Here is an 18,794-nt window from a genome sequence, read left to right on the forward strand (position 1 = left end):
ACGACGTTCTTCGTCGATGTCCAGAACCATAACTTCGATTTCGTCACCATCCTGAACCACTTTGCTTGGGTGGATGTTTTTGTTGGTCCAATCCATTTCGGATACGTGAACCAGACCTTCAACACCCTCTTCCAGCTCGGCGAAACAGCCGTAGTCAGTCAGGTTAGTTACGCGTGCTTTAACACGGGCGTGCTCTGGGTAACGCTCGTTGATATTCACCCATGGATCATCACCCAGCTGCTTCAGACCCAGAGAAACGCGGTTGCGCTCACGGTCGAACTTCAGCACTTTAACGTCGATTTCATCGCCAACAGCAACGATTTCGCTTGGGTGCTTGATGCGCTTCCACGCCATGTCAGTGATGTGCAGCAGGCCGTCAACACCGCCCAGATCTACGAAAGCACCGTAGTCGGTCAGGTTCTTAACGATACCTTTAACAGACTGACCTTCCTGCAGGTTAGCCAGCAGTTCTTCGCGTTCCTGGCTGTTAGCAGCTTCCAGAACGGCACGACGGGATACAACTACGTTGTTACGCTTGGCATCCAGCTTGATAACTTTGAATTCCAGCTCTTTGCCTTCCAGGTGCAGAGTGTCGCGTACCGGACGTACGTCAACCAGAGAACCTGGCAGGAAGGCACGGATGTTCTTCAGATCAACAGTGAAGCCACCTTTGACTTTACCATTGATGATACCCATAACCATTTCGTCAGCTTCGAAGGCTTTTTCCAGCTCAATCCAGCTTTCTGCGCGTTTCGCTTTTTCACGAGACAGGCGGGTTTCACCGAAACCATCTTCAACGGCTTCCAGGGATACCTGAGTGGTGTCGCCGATAGCAACTTCCAGCTCGCCTTTTTCATTCAGGAACTGGCTGCGTGGGATAACAGCTTCAGATTTCAGGCCAGAGTTAACGGTAACCCAATCGCTGTCGATATCGACAACAGTACCGGTAACGATGGAACCTGGCTGCATGTCCAGTTCTTTAAGGGATTCTTCAAATAATTCTGCAAAGCTTTCGCTCATGCTCATGAGTATGTACCTATCTCGTTAAGGCGCGCTTCCGTGGGGTAATTAATGGAAGACAACGCGTACCAAATGGCCAGACATTCGGGGTTAGTCAAACATAAAAACCTGTGCGTTTTCTCATTTTCCCGCCGCGGGGACAGAGCCGGCTAACGCACCGGTTTCATCTCAGATCAGTCCAGTAGTACGGACAAGATTCATTACCTGATCGCATACTTCCTCAATGCTCATTGAGGTGCTGTCGATCAGTACAGCATCTTGCGCGGGCTTCAATGGGGCGACAGAACGGTTGCTGTCACGCTCATCGCGAGCTCGGATGTCTTCGATAAGGGCGGGTAAACTAGCACTAAATCCCTTTTCAAGCAACTGCTTGTAACGGCGCTGGCCACGTTCTTCGGCACTGGCGGTGAGGAATACCTTGACCGGTGCATCCGGAAAAACCACCGTGCCCATATCGCGGCCGTCGGCAATAACACCCGGTGCTGTGCGGAAATCACGCTGGCGCTGCAGTAATGCATCCCGCACCGCCGGTAATGCCGCCACCTGAGAAGCCAGGCTGCCGACTTCTTCGGTACGGATTGAATCGGTCACGTCATCCCCTTCCAGGATAACCCGCACACCGACAGGGGTTGGCTCAAAACGCACATCCAGACTACCGGCGACCGCAGCAACCGCGGCTTCATCATCCAGCGCAAGGCCTTTGCGGTTCGCAGCCAGGCCGGTAATACGGTACAGCGCACCGCTGTCGAGCAGCTGCCAGTTCAGCTCCTGCGCCAGACGGGCACACACGGTGCCTTTACCGGCACCGGACGGGCCATCGATTGTAATTACAGGGGCAGCGGACAGGTTCATCAAAACTCCTTTATTCGGCAGCAGGCTTGCTGATCATATCCAGTTGCAGACCGGCATTATTGGCCAGGCCGACAAAATCCGGGAATGAGGTTGCTACGTTGGCGCAGTCAAGAACGATGATCGGCTCGGCGGCACGCAAGGAAGCAATGGCAAAACTCATGGCAATACGGTGATCGTGATGAGTAACAATTTCGCCACCACCAAAACGGCCGGTTGCTCCCATTCCTTGGATGACAGCCCCGTCTTCGGTGCCTTTGGCATCCACACCCAGAGTGATCAGACCATCGACCATGGCCTGAATACGGTCACTTTCTTTTACCCGCAATTCTTCTGCACCGGTCAGAACGGTTTCGCCTTCGGCACAGGCCGCGGCAATAAACAGCGCCGGGAATTCATCGATGGCCAGCGGCACCTGATCTTCCGGAATATGAATACCTTTTAACTGTGCGCTGCGGATACGGATATCCGCCACTGGCTCACCGCCCACTTCGCGCTCGTTCAGCACCTCAATATTGCCGCCCATGGCGCGCAGGATATTGATTACACCAATACGGGTCGGGTTAATGCCCACGTGTTCGAGGGTGATATCGGAACCTTCGGCAATGCTCGCGGCGACCATAAAGAAGGCTGCCGATGAGATATCCGCCGGCACGTCAATGCTGGTTGCGGTCAGTTTGCCGCCGGACTGCAGCGTTACCGTGCTGCCATCAACCTTTACGTCATAACCAAAGCCTTTCAGCATACGCTCGGTATGATCGCGGGTTGGCGCAGGTTCCGTCACCGAGGTTTCGCCTTCGGCGTACAGGCCGGCCAGCAGTACACAGCTTTTTACCTGGGCACTGGCCATCGGCAGATCGTAGTGAATGCCTTTCAGTTTACCGGCACCATGCACTTTGATTGGCGGACGACCGGCTTCGGCGGTTTCCACCACTGCACCCATCAGCTTCAGTGGATCAGCTACACGGCCCATCGGACGCTTGGACAGCGACTCATCGCCGCTCATTTCCACATCAAAATTCTGACCGGCCATTAAGCCCGCCAGCAGACGCATTGAGGTACCTGAATTACCCAGATACAGCGCATTCGGTGGTGGCTGCAGACCGTGCAGACCAACACCATGAATGGTTACCCGGCCACGGTGCGGACCTTCGATCACCACGCCCATATCACGGAATGCCTGCAGCGTTGCCAGGCTGTCTTCCCCTTCAAGGAAGCCACTGACTTCGGTCGTGCCTTCCGCCAGCGAGCCCAGCATGATGGAACGGTGGGAAATGGATTTATCTCCGGGAACACGGAAACTGCCGCTCAGCGAACCGGCAGGTGATGCAATATAAGTAACAGATGCGGTTTTCATAGGTTCAACGTAGGCCCTGCGGGCGAGTATTTTAGAAAAATGGTCGCGCGCCACTTTAGCACGGGTCAGCACCCCCATCACCGTGGTGGTGTCTTCCTGCTCGATCGCGCTGCGTAAAAAATTCAGGTCGTGCTGAAACAGATCCAGGGTTTTCAGAATCTGCTCTTTATTGGCGGAAAAAATATCGCGCCACATCACCGGGCTGCTGGCAGCGATGCGGGTAAAATCGCGGAAGCCGCCGGCGGCATAGTTAAAGATTTCTTTGTTTTCGTGGCTGTTGGCCAGGGTATCGACCAGCGAATAGGCCAGCAGATGCGGCAGATGACTGGTCGCCGCCAGCACTTCATCGTGATGACTGACCGCCATATCCTCAACATCCGCGCCCACCGCCTGCCAGGCGGCACGCACCAGACGCAAAGCCGCCTGATCGGTATGCGGTTGCGGAGTGATAATGACTTTATGGCGCACATACAGATTTTCATCGGCGGCGCTCACCCCGCTGCGCTCGGAGCCGGCAATCGGATGGCCCAGCACAAAGCGACCGAAGTCAGCACCAAACACCGCCTCGACATCACCGGCCACCGAGCCTTTCACCGAGCCAACATCGGTCAGCACAGTAGCGTCACCAATGGCCGCTGCAATATCCTGCAGCACCTGACGCACGGCCAGAATCGGCACCGAAATAATCACCAGATCTGCGGCGCGCACCACCTCGGTGATATCGCTGCTGAATTCATCAATCAGGCCTACGTCCAGCGCCTGCTGCATCGAATCCAGATTGCGGTCGAAACCGGCAACCTGACCCACACAGCCGCGCACGCGCAAGCCCTTCACCCAGGAACAGCCGATCAGACCGAGACCGATAACGGCAACCCGGGGAATAAACAACGTCGCTTTTCTGCTCAAGACAACACCGCGGTCAAAGCATTGATAAAGGTGGCATTTTCGGCCTGGGTTCCAATAGAAACGCGCAGATATTGCGGCATCTCGTAGTTAGCCACCGGGCGCACAATCACACCTTTTGCCAGCAGCTGCTTGTACACATCCATCGCACCCATAGCGTCCGGCACACGGAAGGCAATAAAGTTACCAACCGATGGAATAAAACTAAGCCCCAGCGCATCAAACGCTGCGGTCAGTTGCTGCATACCGGCTTTATTCGCCGCCACACTCTGTGCCACATAATCGTCATCAGACAACGCCGCCGCTGCGGCAGCCAGCGCAAAGGAATCAACGTTAAACGGCGGACGCACACGGTTGAGTAAATCGGCAATCTGCGGGCTGGAAATACCATAACCCACGCGCAGCGACGCCAGCCCATAGGCCTTGGAGAAGGTACGGGTAACGACCAGATTCGGATAACGGCTCAGCAGCTGAATACCATCGGGGTATTCGGCTTCATCAACGTATTCAAAATAGGCTTCGTCGAGCAGCACCAGCACGCGCTCCGGCACCTTATCGAGGAAGGCGGTCAGCTCGTCTTTTGTCAGCCAGGTGCCGGTCGGGTTATTCGGATTGGTAATAAATACGATGCGGGTTTTATCACCGATCAGTGCCAGCATGGCGTCGAGGTCGTGGCCAAAATCTTTCGCCGGTGCCGCCAGGGTACGGGCGCCAACCATGCGTGCGACCAGCTCATAAATGGCAAAGGCGTGCTGTGACACCACGATCTCATCGCCGTCATTCACAAAAACACGGGTAATAAAATCGAGAATATCGCTGGAGCCGTTCCCCAGAGTGATCTGCTCTGGCGCAACCTGATAAGCATCGCTGCTCAGTGTATTGCACAGGGCTTTTTTCAGCTCAAAACCGGCGCCATCGGGGTAACGGGTCAGATCCGCCAGTTCCGCCTGAATCGCCGCCAGCGCTTTCGGGCTTGGGCCCATTGGGTTTTCGTTACTGGCGAGCTTAACAATGTCGGCTTCTTTCAGGCCGAGCTCGCGCGCCAGTTCATCAATAGGTTTACCCGGCTGATAGGGCATCAGGCCACGAACGCCTTCCACTGCCAGCTGCTGAAAATCGACTGCCATAGTGCCTGCCTTACAATGCGTTAATAGGGAAGAAAAGCCGGCTTACAGCACGGCTTTCGGATAGGAACCCAGCCATTTGAAATCCAGCGCGACGTGGCGCAGATCATCAATTAACGGCGCGATACTTGCGTCGTGGCGGTGACCTTCAAAATCGATAAAAAATACGTAATTCCAGGTACCGCTGCGCGCCGGACGGGTTTCAATCCGGGTCAGGCTGATACCGGCCTTATGAAACGGTTCCAGTACCTGATACAGCGCACCAGGCTGGTTGCGGCTGGATACCAGTACCGAGGTTTTATCATCGCCGCTCGGCGTGGTTGCCTGACGGCCAATAATCAGGAAACGCGTGGTGTTATCCGGGCGGTCTTCAATATTGGCTGCCTGAATCCGGAGCTGATACAACTCCGCCGCCGCTTCACTGGCGATGGCCGCCGCATTGGCTTCTTTGCTGGCGCGACGTGCCGCTTCGGCATTGGAGCTGACGGCAATGCGCTCAACATTAGGGTAATTCTGATCCAGCCAGCGGCGGCACTGCCCCAGCGACTGGGCATGGGAATAAATGCGTTCTACCGGCTCAGCATCGGCTTTTACCAGCAGGTGATGATGAATGCGCAGCGTTACTTCGCCACAGATCTGCAGATTGGAATCGAAGAAGCTGTCGAGGGTATGAGTTACCACGCCCTCGGTGGAATTTTCCACCGGCACCACACCGTAGTTAGCCGCGCCGCTTTCCACTTCGCGGAATACATCGGCAATCGACACCTGACCGCGGCACTGCACCGCATGACCAAAATGTTTCACCGCCGCCTGCTGGGTGAAGGTACCTTCCGGCCCTAAATAAGCCACCTGCAGCGGCTCTTCCAGCGCCAGACACTGCGACATGATTTCGCGGAACAGACGCGCCATGGCCTCATCCGGCAACGGCCCCTGATTACGCTCCATCACTTTACGCAGCACCTGAGCTTCACGCTCAGGCCGGTAAAACACCACAAGCTCGCCGGGCGATGCGTATTTCTGCTTAACCTCTGCCACCTGCTGAGCGCAGTGGGCGCGCTGGTTAATCAGGTCCTGAATCTGCTGATCCAGTGAATCAATCTGCTGACGCAGCTGATCCAGCTCTTGTGCTTCGCTCATAGTGTTCTGCCGTTTTCTGTCTGTTTAGCCATGATCTGCAAGCCAGCGTCGCTTAACCGTGACGCTTGGCGAAATCACCCATAAAGCCGATCAGGGCATCAACCGCCTGCTCCGATACGGCGTTATAAATAGAGGCGCGCATACCACCGACGCTGCGGTGACCGGCCAGATTCAGCAGACCAGCCGCTTCGCTTTCCGCCAGGAAGGTTTTATCCAGCGACGCATCGGCCAGGGTGAAAGGTACGTTCATGATGGAGCGGTTATTTTTGACCACAGGGTTGGCGTAGAAGCCGCTGTTATCGATGTAATCATACAGCTTGGCTGCTTTGCGGTTATTCACCACACTAATAGCCTCAACACCGCCCTGAGCTTTCAGCCACTGGAAAACCAGACCAGCCAGATACCAGCTGTAAGTCGGAGGGGTGTTGTACATAGAATCGTTATCCGCACACACCTTGTAATCAAACATGGTTGGCGTGCCCGGCAGAGTGTCACCCAGCAGATCTTCACGTACGATCACCACACACAGACCGGCAGGGCCAATGTTTTTTTGGGCACCGGCGTAAATCAGACCGAATTTCGATACATCAATCGGCTCGGACAAAATAGCAGACGAGTAATCCGCTACCAGTACTTTGTCACCGACGTCCGGAATGTAATCGAATTTAACGCCACCAATGGTTTCGTTCGGGCAGTAATGAACATAAGCTGCATCAGGGCTAAGATTCAGTTCGTGCTGAGCCGGAACGGAGGTGAAATTATTGCCTTCGGTGGTCGCGGCAATGTGTACATCAGCGTAGCGTTTGGCTTCGCCAACGGCTTTTTTCGACCACTGACCGGTAACAATATAGTCGGCCTTTTTACCGCCACGCAGCAGGTTCATCGGCACCATGCTGAACTGACTGTGCGCCCCGCCCTGCATAAACAAAACTTTGTAATTCGCAGGAATGGCCATCAGATCACGCAAATCCTGCTCGGCCTGTGCTGCCACACCAACAAACTCTTTGCTGCGGTGGCTCATTTCCATGATCGACAGGCCCTTGCCATGCCAGTCCGCAATTTCCTCACGGGCACGTTCCAGAACCGCCATTGGCAATGCCGCAGGCCCCGCACAGAAGTTATATGCTCGACTCATTTTGCTTTGAACTCACTGATAACAAAAAGGCGCGGCTTTGTTAAAGCCGCACCGGAAAAAGAACACTCAGAGTTTTCGTTACCCTACCATCAGCGGGATGATCAGCATCCCTGCAAGGCGGCGCGACGACCTCTCTCAGAATTTCTGCGGCGAGCCTGAGCCGCCGCTAATAAAGCAAACACAACGCCTGCCATACCACCCGCAACACCCGCCAAGGCAACAATCATTACCTTACGTGGTTTAACCGGTTTTAACGGCAAGACAGCCGACTGGTCCAGCTGCACAAAGCGGACTTTATCCCAGCTGACCTCTGCCTTTTTCAGATTCTGAATTTTCCAGTTCAACTCTGGTAATCCGCTGATATAGGCATCTTCACCATGTTCAGCACGGCTGCGGATCTGCGACAGTTCAGAATTAATAACCGTTTGCCCCATCATAAACAATGGCGGCTGAGAGCCCAGCAAAGCGTTATTATTGCCTGAATAAAACGGCATTTTTTGCTTAATGGAAGCGGAAATAGAAGAGGCTTCTTCCAGCATAAGCATGCGCTGATTTTTCTGAGCCAGATACTTTGTGCGTAAGCCATCCGCCTCAAGCTCCAGGGCTTCAAGCCTGGCATCTCTGGTTAGTTCAAGCGTATTGCGTACCTCGTCGAGATAACGTTGCAGAATAAAATCACTGTAACGATTCAACAGCTGCGTCGCCCACTGAGGATCGCTTAATTCAAACTGAATCCGCAGCAACACATCCGTCTCTTTTGCGCCCGGATCAGCATAGGTAAAACGCTCAGAAAACAATACAAAGTTTTGCTCTTCTGTCAGTTTTTCCTCGTAAACCAATGCTGATAACTCTGCATTATTTTCAGCAAGCAGCTGATTATAAAAAGCTCGTTTACTATTACCGGAGCGCGCAAGCGCCCTTACTTCTTTAAAAGCCTTTTCGCGACTTAAAGAAAAAATCCCCTGTAGTCGTGGCTGATTAAGTGGCAGCAGATCAACATCAGACACCTCTTTGTACACTACCTCGGTCTGATAAACCGGCGTGGTTGTATACGCATAAACCAACGCCAGACAAAGAGACAGTAGGACGGTGCCAACCAGCCAATACCATTTCTCTTTAATGTCATCGATCAGGTCAAACAGATCTATTTCGTCACTGCTAACACTATTAACACTATATGCGGAATCCATGCCCATTGAACTTATTCTTCCTCAGCACCCACATCAGAGTCACCTGACTGAGCATCATCAGCCACAACAGCAGAATCCTGCTCAGCAACGACTTCACCTTCCAGTACTGACTCTTCGTCTTCTTCGGCATCACAGATACGCTCAACGCCAACCAGTTTTTCTTTCTCGGATACTTTAATCAGGGTCACACCCTGAGTATTACGACCCAGTACCGAGACCTCATTCACCCGGGTACGGACCAGTGTGCCCTGATCGCTGATCAGCATGACTTCATCACCGTCAAACACCTGCACCGCACCGACCAGCGGGCCGTTACGGTCGCTGGTGACCATGGCGATAACACCCTGGGTGCCGCGGCCTTTGGTCGGGAATTCGGTCACTTCGGTGCGCTTACCGTAACCACGCTGAGAAGCGGTCAGGATAGTGCCGCCTTCTTCCGGAATAATCAGCGAGATAACACGCTGACCATCGCCCAGTTTGATACCGCGTACACCTCGTGCAGTACGGCCCATGGCACGCACATCAGACTCTTTAAAGCGTACCGCTTTACCGGCATCGGACAGCATCAGAATGTCTTTGCTGCCATCGGTGATCGCGACACCCACCAGATGATCGCCTTCGTCCAGTTCACAGGCAATCAAACCCGAGGAACGCGGACGGCTGAACTGATCCAGCGTGGTTTTCTTCACGGTACCGCGTGCCGTCACCATAAATACATAACGGTCTTCGCTGTATTCTGTGACCGGCAGAATAGCGGTAATGCGCTCGCCTTCTTCCGACATATTCAGCACGTTCACAATCGGACGGCCTTTGGCATTACGGCTGGCCTGCGGAATATCGTATACGGTCAGCCAGTACACCTTACCGGCATCGGTAAAGCACAACACGGTGTCGTGGCTGTTGACCACCAGCAGGCGCTCAATAAAGTCTTCATCTTTAACAGAGGTTGCCGACTTACCTTTGCCACCACGCTTCTGCGCCTGGTAGGCATCCATCGGCTGAGTCTTGGCATAACCACCGTGCGACAGGGTCAGTACCAGCGTTTCTTCCGGAATCAGATCGGCCATGGTCAGATCGCGCTTAACCGCCATGATTTCGGTCTTACGGGCATCGCCGTATTCTTCACGCACCGCTTCCAGCTCTTCGCGGATCACCTGCATCAGGCGATCGGCGCTGCCCAGAATTTCCAGATATTCAGCAATTTCGGTCAGTTTCAGCTGATATTCTTCAATCAGTTTTTCGTGCTCAAGGCCGGTCAGTTTCTGCAGACGCAGATCCAGAATCGCCTGTGCCTGAGCCGGTGACAGATAGTAATTACCATCGCGGAAACCGTATTCTTCCGGCAGATCATCCGGACGGCAGGCATCCGGGCCGGCACGTTCCAGCATATCCAGCACATCACCCGGCGCCCACGGCGTGGCAATCAGATTTTCTTTCGCTTCTGCAGCCGTCGGAGACTTTTTGATCAGCTCAATCACCGGATCAATGTTGGCCAGTGCCAGCGCCAGACCTTCCAGCAGGTGACCACGTTCACGCGCCTTGCGCAGATCGTAGATAGTACGGCGGGTCACCACTTCACGGCGGTGTTTAACGAAGGCTTCAAGCAGTTGCTTCAGGTTCAGGATTTTTGGCTGACCATCAACCAGCGCCACGGTATTAATACCGAACACGCCCTGCAGCTGGGTCTGGGCAAACAGGTTGTTAAGCACCACTTCCGGCATTTCACCACGACGCAGTTCAACCACAATACGCATACCGTCTTTATCCGACTCATCGCGCAGTTCGGTGATGCCTTCCAGCTTCTTCTCTTTAACCAGCTCGGCGATCTTTTCGATCAGACGGGCTTTGTTCACCTGATACGGGATCTCGGTGAAAATAATCGATACTTTGCCGTTGCGCTCATCTTCTTCAAAATGATGACGTGCACGCAGATAAATACGGCCACGGCCTGTACGGTAAGCTTCAACAATGCCATCACGGCCATTAATAAAAGCACCGGTCGGGAAATCCGGTCCCGGGATATATTCCATCAGCGCATCGACATCCAGTTCCGGATTATCAATCAGCGCCAGACAGCCGTTCAGAACTTCGGTGAGGTTGTGTGGCGGAATATTGGTCGCCATACCCACCGCAATACCGGACGAACCGTTGACCAGCAGGTTCGGGATACGGGTCGGCATCACCGCCGGAATCTGTTCGGTGCCGTCGTAGTTAGGCACCCAGTCGACGGTTTCTTTATCGATATCAGCCAGAATGTCATGGCTGATCTTTTTCATCCGCACTTCGGTATAACGCATCGCCGCCGCAGAGTCGCCGTCGACCGAACCGAAGTTACCCTGGCCATCGACCAGTGTGTAACGCATGGAGAAGTCCTGCGCCATCCGCACGATGGTGTCATACACCGCAGAGTCACCGTGTGGGTGGTATTTACCGATTACGTCACCGACCACACGCGCCGATTTTTTGTAAGGCTTGTTCCAGTCGTTACCGAGCACGTTCATCGCGTGCAGTACACGACGGTGTACGGGCTTAAGGCCATCGCGTACATCCGGCAGTGCGCGTCCCACGATCACGCTCATGGCGTAATCGAGATAAGACTGCTGCAGCTCGTCTTCAATGTTAATCGGAAGAACTTCTTTGGCTAACTCACCCATAGATACTCGGCCCGTGTTCTGCGGATCACCCTTTTATGGTCATTTTCAGGTGATTCTGTCCTTGTTGTTGACCACCTCCCCGGATGCACAAGGCTCTGTGCTGACACCGTCCGGACAAGGCTGCCAATAAAGTGCCGAATCATACCATAAATCAACAAGATACCTAGCGAGTCCGGTAACAGCCTGAACGCGAGACGGGAGAAGCCTGCGCGTTTATAATGCTGGCCTTTATGCGTACGGAAAGAGAGCCGAGACATGCAGGCCGACCTGAGAATTAACGCCCGCTGGGTAATCCCGATGAGTAATCACCAGAGCGGCAGCCAGACCAGCAACGCTGCCAGCCTGCTGCATCATCAGGCGGTGTTTATTAAAGATGGACGGATTCTCGCCGTGCAGGATCAGGCAGCCGTCAGCCACGAGGCCACCGAAACCCTCGACCTGCCTGACCACGTGTTACTCCCCGGGTATGTAAACGCTCACGGCCATGCGGCGATGTCGCTGTTTCGCGGTATGGCCGATGATCTGGCCTTGATGACCTGGTTGCAGGAACATATCTGGCCGGCCGAAGGACGCTGGGTGGATGACGCCTTCGTGCGTGACGGTACCCGCCTGGCCATCGCCGAGATGCTGAAGTGCGGCACCACGACCTATGCCGATATGTATTTTTATCCGGGCTCGGGGGTGGAAAGCGCCCTCGAAGCCGGTATCCGTAACGTCAGCTTTACCCCGGTACTGGATTTCCCCACCAATTTTGCCCAGAACGCCGACGAGTACATCAAGAAAGCACTGGCCGTGCGCGACACTTACAAACATCAGTCATTGCTGACTCTGGGTCTGGGCCCACACGCGCCTTACACCGTTTCCAACGGCCCACTGCAGGAAATCACCACACTGGCCGACCAGCTGGATATGCCGATCCAGATCCATCTGCAGGAAACCGCCTTTGAAGTGGCACAGAGCATCGAGCAGTTTGGCTGCCGGCCAACCGAGCGTCTGGCCGAACTGGGCTTTATGACCGAGCGCGTAAGCTGTGTACACATGACCCAGATCAGCGCTGAAGACATCAGCGTCCTGCAACATAGCGGCGCCTCGGTTGTGCACTGCCCGGAATCCAACCTGAAACTGGCCTCCGGTTTCTGCCCATCGGCACAGCTGCTGAGCAGCCGGATTAATGTCGCCCTCGGCACCGACGGTGCCGCCAGCAACAACGATCTGAATATTCAGGGCGAGATGAAAACCGCGGCCATGCTGGCCAAAGCCGTCGCCGGCGACGCTGCCGCCGTCCCTGCCGCACAGGCGCTGTATATGGCGACCCTGGGTGGCGCCAAAGCACTGGGACTGGACGATCAGACCGGCTCGCTGACCCCCGGCAAATGGGCCGATCTGCAGGCGGTGGATCTGTCACAACTGGCGCAGCAGCCACTGTACGACCCGATTTCCCAGCTGGTTTACACCGACAGCAGCCGCGCCACCAGCCATGTCTGGGTCGCCGGTAAACTGCTGCTGAACAAGGGCGAGCTGACCACCCTGGACGAACAACAGATACAGCACAACGCCCGCCAGTGGGCTGACCGTATCCGCCAGTCCTGAACCAACGAATTACTTTTTGCAGGAGCCGAGCATGGAACAGACACAGAACGTTGATCGCGCCGAAATCGCCAAATTCGAAGCCCTCGCCTCGCGCTGGTGGGATCTGGAAAGCGAGTTCAAACCGCTACACGACATCAACCCGCTGCGCACCAATTACATCGACCGCTATGCGCCACTGGCCGGCAAAACCGTGCTCGACGTCGGCTGTGGCGGCGGCATTCTGAGTGAAGGCATGGCCAGCCGCGGTGCCGCGGTGACCGGTATTGATATGGGCGAAGCCAACCTCAACACCGCCAAACTGCACGCGCTGGAATCCGGCGTAAAGGTCAGTTATCAGTGCATTCCGGTGGAAGAGCTGGCGGCACAGCAGCCGGAAAGCTTTGACGTGGTCACCTGCCTGGAAATGCTGGAACACGTACCGGACCCGGAATCCATTATCCGCGCCTGCTATCAGCTGGTAAAACCGGGCGGCCAGGTGTTTTTCTCCACCATTAACCGCAACCCGAAAGCCTATGCCTTTGCCATTCTCGGCGCCGAATATCTGATGCGCCTGCTGCCGGCCGGCACCCACGATTACCACAAATTCATCAAGCCCAGCGAGCTGACCCGCTGGTGCCGTAACGTGGGGCTGGAAGTGCAGCATATGACCGGCATGGTCTATAACCCGCTGACCAAAATCTACAAACTGAAAGACAACGACGTCAGCGTTAATTACCTGATGGCAACGCGTAAACCGGACAGCGCCGTATGAGCCTGAGCCGCCCCAAAGCCATCCTGTTTGATCTGGATGGCACGCTGGTCGACACCGCGCCGGATTTTTATGACGTAGTAAACGGCCTGCGCAAAGAGCTGGGTAAACCGCTGCTGGCCGATGAAACCATCCGCGAGCAGGTATCCAACGGTGGCGCCGCACTGACCCGCCTGACCTTTGATCACCCGGACCATGCCGGACGTGATCTGGCCAACGCAGCGCAGGAATTTCTCGACCAGCGGCAACAGATTCTCGACCGTTATCTGCAGAATATCGGCCTGCTGAGTGGTTACTTTCCCGGCTTCGCAGAAGTGATTGCCAGCCTTGAGCAGCAGAATATCCGCTGGGGAATCGTGACCAATAAGCCACGGCTGTATACCGAAGCCCTGCTGGCAAAACTCGCTATTACAGGCGATGTGGTGGTGTGCCCGGATGATGTCACAAAGTCCAAACCGCACCCCGAGCCATTACTAAAAGCCGCCGCCGATCTTGGATTGCAAGCCACTGATTGCTGGTATGTCGGCGACCATATCCGCGATATCGACGCCGCCCGCGCCGCCGGCATGCTCAGTGTTGCCGCCACTTTCGGTTATATCGAAGCCGGTGATCACCCTGACAACTGGCAGGCCGACCGGCTGATTCATCAGCCGCTGGATCTGCTGAGTTTATTGCAGGCCAGCCACGGATAAAGCCCGGAACCTGATACGGCCACGCGCCATTAACAACAACCCTATATACAGAAAAAAGGTAGACCGATGGAAACCGCCCCGAACTCACTGACAGGCCGCACTATTCTGGTAACCGGCGCCGGCTACGGCATCGGCCGGACGGCCGCCCTCACCTATGCCCGGGCCGGAGCCACCGTTTTACTGCTGGGCCGCACCCAGGAAGCGCTGAACGATACCTACGATCTGATCGAGGCCGAAAACCTGCCACAGGCCGCCGTGCTGCCCTTCGATCTGGAACAGCATGACGAAGAGCCTTTCCGCCAGCTGGCCGAACTGATTGACGAAAACTTCGGCCATCTCGATGGTGTACTGCTCAATGCCGGCGTTCTCGGCCAGCGCACCAGTCTGGAAAACTACGACTGGAATACCTGGCAGAAGGTGATGCAGATTAACGTTAACGGTCAGTTCGCACTGATGAAACACCTGCTGCCTCTGCTGCGTAAGGCGCCGGCGGATGCTTCGGTTATTTTCACCACCAGCAGTGTTGGCCGCGAAGGCCGTGCTTACTGGGGAGCCTATTCGGTCTCCAAGTTTGCCACCGAAGGCTTAATGCAGGTTATGGCGCAGGAACTGGAAAACACCAGCAACATCCGCGTTAACTGTATTAATCCCGGCGGCACCCGCACCAGCATGCGCGCCGCTGCTTACCCGGCCGAGCATCCGAGCAAAGTGCCGGAAGCCGATACCATCATGCCACTCTACCTGCATCTGATGAGTCCGGAATCCATTGGCACCCATGGCCAGAGTCTGGACGCACAACCGAAAAAATAATCCGCTATCGCGTGCCCGCGCAGCACTGTAGTCACAGTTTAGTAACACTGTTTAGTACTACTGTTGCTACAGCGGGTACGGTTTTTCCCGCTCACCCCTGCGGTTTTTGCCCAACCTGCTCTTTACCCCACCGTGCTTTTCCTGTCCAATCCGTCAGATATTACCGATTGATCAGAGCGCAGATGCGCAGGAGGCACACCGTATGGCTGGCTTACTTCCCACCCCCGATCCCGAAGGCCTGCTCGAATATTCCGTGGTATTTACCGACCGCTCTCTGAACCATATGTCCAAACGTTTTCAGGGCGTTATGAACGATATTTCCGCGACCCTGAAGTCGGTTTATAACGCCGATGCGGTGGCCATCGTTCCCGGTGGTGGTACCTATGGTATGGAAGCCGTGGCGCGCCAGTTCGCTCAGGATAAAAAGACGCTGGTAATCCGCAATGGCTGGTTCAGTTACCGCTGGACCCAGATTTTTGACATGGGCAATATTCCGGCCTCCAGCACGGTATTAAAAGCGCGCCGCACCGACAGCTCCCAGACTCCTGCGCCCTTTGCGCCGGCACCGGTCGACGAAGTCGTCGCCACAATTAAAGAAGAAAAGCCGGATGTCGTCTTCGCGCCCCACGTCGAAACTGCGTCCGGCATGATTCTGCCGGACGATTACCTCAAAGCCGTCGCCGATGCCGTGCATTCGGTGGGCGGTTTACTGGTACTCGACTGCGTTGCCTCCGGCACCCTGTGGGTCGATATGAAAGCCGTGGGCGTCGATATTTTGATCAGCGCCCCGCAGAAAGGCTGGAGCTCCTCCCCCTGCGCCGCATTAATCATGATGAATCAGGCTGCACTGGATGTGATGGCAACCACCACCAGCACCAGCTTTGCCGCCAACCTGAAACAATGGCATATGATCATGCAGGCCTACGAAAACGGTGGTCATGCCTACCACGCCACCATGCCGACCGATGCCCTGGCCAGATTCCGCGACACCATGCTGGAAACCAAAGCCTACGGTTTTGACAAAGTGCGGGACGAGCAGCTGGCCCTGGGCAAACGCGTGCGCCAGATGCTGGAAAGCAAAGGCATACACAGTGTCGCCGCCGAAGGTTTTAAAGCACCGGGCGTGGTGGTCAGTTACACCAGCGACACCGAACTGCAGAACGGTAAAAAGTTTGCCGCCTTAGGCTTACAGGCCGCCGCCGGCGTGCCGCTGATGTGCGATGAAGGTGACGATTACCGTTCATTCCGCATCGGCCTGTTCGGGCTCGATAAGCTGCACGATATCGACGGTGCCGTTGCGCGTCTGGAGAAAGTGGTCGACCAGCTTGTTTAACCCCTGATCGGCGACTGTAGTCAGCGGCAAGTGTCAGCGGCATACCTCTGCCGCTGACCCGGTAAACTTCCTACCTTCTTCCTAAATCTGATCACTTTATTATCTATTTCTGCCAATAACAGATCAGACCTGCACAGCTTTTGTCCGGTTTTTGTCATTATTCTCTGATCAAGCAGTCATTTTATTGGCAAAAAATCAGTATGACCTTTTGTCAAATTGCCAACATCCTGCCACTCACCCACAGAGATCGAACCTAATTCATTGTTTTTTAAGGGAAAATAATCTCTTGAAATACTGGCACAGAAATAGCTTTCCACTGATCAGGAATCATTTACCTGTACGAGGTAACTCATGGTCAGTCCGTTACACAGCAACGGCCGGGCAGAACTCCAGGACGACAAGATCGTTTCCAGTATCGGAGATCTGGCACCGAAGCCCGATATACGCCCGGAAGTGCTGCTGAAGCTGTCAGGCAAACTGCAGACAACATTAGAACTGTCGCAACTGCTGGAAATTTTCTTTGAGGAAATCCAGCAAGCGGTACTGGTCGACGGCATCAGCTTCAGCCATAACGCCCACAACCTGCTGCTGAGCTATGGCCGCAACAGTGTGCACAGCGCCAGCTATCGGCTGCAGACGCAGCAGGATTATATGGGCGATCTGGTGTTTCACCGTTCGACCCGCTTTCGTGAGCATGAACTGGCCAATCTCGAAGGTTTGCTGACCACACTGGTTTATCCGATGCGTAACGCGCTGCGCTACCACGAAGCTCTGGCCGCCGCTTTCCGCGACCCGCTGACCGGCGCCGGCAACCGCGTAGCACTGGATAAAACCCTGCAGCGGGAAATCGAGCTGACCAAACGCCACGGCCAGCAACTTTCAATCCTGATGCTGGATCTGGACCACTTTAAACTGGTCAACGATGAATTCGGTCACAGTATGGGTGACAAGGTACTGAAGGAAGCCGTCGGCTGCATTACCGGTTGTATCCGCCAGACCGATATGTGCTTCCGCTATGGCGGCGAAGAGTTTCTGATCATGCTCAGCAATGCCGAACACGCCGGTGCATTACGCATTGCCGAACGCATCCGTATGAGTATCAGTGCTCTGGATTTCAGCAACGATAAAGGACGGTTGCAGGTCACCACCAGCATCGGCTGTGCCACGCTGATGATAGAAGACAGCATGGACTCGCTGGTACAACGCGCCGACAAAGCGCTGTATCAGGCGAAACACAGCGGTCGTAACCGGGTGGTATGTGATACCGATGACGAGCTGGATACACCGGCATCAAAGAGCCTGTTGTAAATTCGTAAAGCATAAAAAAGCCGCTCAATGAGCGGCTTTTTTATGGCTGAGCAATACAGCGAATACAGCGGCTCAGTCGATTTTCTTCTTCTGGCGCGGTTTCGGCGCTGACGTTTTACGCGCGGTCGCCTGCTGGCGGATTTTCTGGCGTTTGGCCACTCGCTGGAACTGCTCTTTCTCACGGCCAACCATGCGTTTGGTCTGCTTACGTTCGATGCCAACCAGATCCGCCAGGTCGTTCACTTCACGCTGCCCAAGTTCAACCCAGGTACCAACCGGTACATTAGACGGCATAAAGATACAGCCATATCGCACACGCTTAAGGCGGCTCACGGCAATGCCCTGGCTCTCCCACAGACGGCGGACTTCGCGGTTTTTACCTTCCATCAGTACCACATGGAACCACTTGTTCTGGCCTTCACCATCAAAGAATTTCACGTCGGTAAAACGCGCGATGCCGTCATCCAGCATCACCCCTTCTTTGAGGCGTTCGATCATTGCTTCATCGACGTCACCGCGCACACGCACCGCATATTCACGGTCAACACCGGAAGACGGATGCATCAGCTTGTTGGCCAGTTCACCATCGGTAGTGAACAGCAACAGACCACTGGTATTGATGTCCAGACGGCCGATATTTACCCAGCGCTCGCCTTTGGTTTTCGGCAGATGGTCAAACACCGTTGGCCGGCCTTCCGGGTCTTTCAGAGTACAGACTTCACCCACCGGCTTGTTATAGGCCAGCACACGGCGCGAGCGACCGGCGTCTTCCAGTTTGATCTGGCGGCCATCGACACGCACATCGTCGTAGCGGCTTGCACGGTCACCGAGCTTGGCGGTTACGCCGTTAACACTGACACGGCCTTCACCGATCCAGCGTTCAACTTCACGACGGGAAGCCACACCAGCCAGTGCCAGCAATTTTTGGATACGTTCATTCATAA

15 protein-coding genes are annotated in these 18,794 nt (G+C 54.9%); 6 read left to right on the plus strand and 9 right to left on the minus strand.

Annotated features, from left to right (window positions below; all coding sequences use genetic code 11):
• The 8 genes from B3P58_RS07230 to gyrA all read right to left on the minus strand — a co-directional run.
• On the minus strand, positions 1 to 1,020 hold a 1,020-nt coding region (locus B3P58_RS07230), incomplete at its 3' end, for a 30S ribosomal protein S1 (RefSeq protein ID WP_286716773.1).
• A gap of 168 nt (positions 1,021 to 1,188) precedes the next feature.
• A complete protein-coding gene (gene cmk / locus B3P58_RS07235; protein ID WP_286716678.1) occupies positions 1,189 to 1,872 on the minus strand; it encodes a (d)CMP kinase in 684 nt (227 codons plus the stop codon).
• A 10-nt stretch (positions 1,873 to 1,882) separates the two neighbouring features.
• Positions 1,883 to 4,132, minus strand: a complete 2,250-nt coding sequence (locus B3P58_RS07240; RefSeq protein ID WP_286716680.1) for a bifunctional prephenate dehydrogenase/3-phosphoshikimate 1-carboxyvinyltransferase — start codon at positions 4,130 to 4,132, stop codon at positions 1,883 to 1,885.
• The gene (gene hisC / locus B3P58_RS07245) at positions 4,129 to 5,256 is read right to left on the minus strand and encodes a histidinol-phosphate transaminase (RefSeq protein ID WP_286716682.1); all 1,128 of its coding nucleotides are present in this window, start codon (positions 5,254 to 5,256) and stop codon (positions 4,129 to 4,131) included. The genes B3P58_RS07240 and hisC overlap by 4 nt, the downstream gene beginning before the upstream one ends.
• A gap of 42 nt (positions 5,257 to 5,298) precedes the next feature.
• Entirely contained in the window at positions 5,299 to 6,390 is a 1,092-nt protein-coding gene (gene pheA / locus B3P58_RS07250) for a prephenate dehydratase (protein WP_145470225.1), read from the minus strand.
• Between the two features lie 52 nt (positions 6,391 to 6,442).
• The gene (gene serC / locus B3P58_RS07255) at positions 6,443 to 7,525 is read right to left on the minus strand and encodes a 3-phosphoserine/phosphohydroxythreonine transaminase (RefSeq protein WP_286716684.1); all 1,083 of its coding nucleotides are present in this window, start codon (positions 7,523 to 7,525) and stop codon (positions 6,443 to 6,445) included.
• A gap of 101 nt (positions 7,526 to 7,626) precedes the next feature.
• Positions 7,627 to 8,715: a Wzz/FepE/Etk N-terminal domain-containing protein gene (locus tag B3P58_RS07260; RefSeq protein WP_286716685.1), complete on the minus strand. Its 1,089-nt coding sequence runs from the start codon at positions 8,713 to 8,715 to the stop codon at positions 7,627 to 7,629.
• An 11-nt stretch (positions 8,716 to 8,726) separates the two neighbouring features.
• The gene (gene gyrA, locus B3P58_RS07265) at positions 8,727 to 11,369 is read right to left on the minus strand and encodes a DNA gyrase subunit A (protein WP_286716686.1); all 2,643 of its coding nucleotides are present in this window, start codon (positions 11,367 to 11,369) and stop codon (positions 8,727 to 8,729) included.
• 255 nt (positions 11,370 to 11,624) lie between these two features.
• On the opposite strand from gyrA, the gene B3P58_RS07270 reads away from it, so the two are divergent.
• The 6 genes from B3P58_RS07270 (at position 11,625) to B3P58_RS07295 (ending at position 17,850) form a co-directional block, all read left to right on the plus strand.
• Positions 11,625 to 12,959 (plus strand): TRZ/ATZ family hydrolase, encoded by a 1,335-nt coding sequence (locus B3P58_RS07270; RefSeq protein WP_230330844.1) that lies wholly within the window; start codon positions 11,625 to 11,627, stop codon positions 12,957 to 12,959.
• 31 nt (positions 12,960 to 12,990) lie between these two features.
• Entirely contained in the window at positions 12,991 to 13,710 is a 720-nt protein-coding gene (ubiG, locus tag B3P58_RS07275; RefSeq protein WP_230330845.1) for a bifunctional 2-polyprenyl-6-hydroxyphenol methylase/3-demethylubiquinol 3-O-methyltransferase UbiG, read from the plus strand.
• A complete protein-coding gene (locus B3P58_RS07280) occupies positions 13,707 to 14,399 on the plus strand; it encodes an HAD-IA family hydrolase (protein ID WP_230330846.1) in 693 nt (230 codons plus the stop codon). The genes ubiG and B3P58_RS07280 overlap by 4 nt, the downstream gene beginning before the upstream one ends.
• A gap of 66 nt (positions 14,400 to 14,465) precedes the next feature.
• Positions 14,466 to 15,209 carry a YciK family oxidoreductase gene (locus B3P58_RS07285; protein ID WP_230330847.1) on the plus strand — a complete coding sequence of 248 codons (744 nt, stop codon included), beginning with the start codon at positions 14,466 to 14,468 and terminating at the stop codon, positions 15,207 to 15,209.
• Positions 15,210 to 15,411: 202 nt separating this feature from the next.
• A complete protein-coding gene (locus tag B3P58_RS07290; RefSeq protein ID WP_230330848.1) occupies positions 15,412 to 16,542 on the plus strand; it encodes an aminotransferase class V-fold PLP-dependent enzyme in 1,131 nt (376 codons plus the stop codon).
• 351 nt (positions 16,543 to 16,893) lie between these two features.
• Positions 16,894 to 17,850 carry a GGDEF domain-containing protein gene (locus B3P58_RS07295; protein WP_145470207.1) on the plus strand — a complete coding sequence of 319 codons (957 nt, stop codon included), beginning with the start codon at positions 16,894 to 16,896 and terminating at the stop codon, positions 17,848 to 17,850.
• Between the two features lie 72 nt (positions 17,851 to 17,922).
• Here B3P58_RS07295 and rluB read toward each other — a convergent pair whose 3' ends face one another.
• Entirely contained in the window at positions 17,923 to 18,792 is an 870-nt protein-coding gene (rluB, locus tag B3P58_RS07300; RefSeq protein WP_186436001.1) for a 23S rRNA pseudouridine(2605) synthase RluB, read from the minus strand.
• Positions 18,793 to 18,794: the final 2 nt, after the last annotated feature.

Origin of the sequence: Thalassolituus sp. UBA2009 (genome assembly GCF_002335285.1) — a bacterium.
Taxonomy (GTDB): domain Bacteria; phylum Pseudomonadota; class Gammaproteobacteria; order Pseudomonadales; family Oceanobacteraceae; genus Venatoribacter; species Venatoribacter alkanivorans.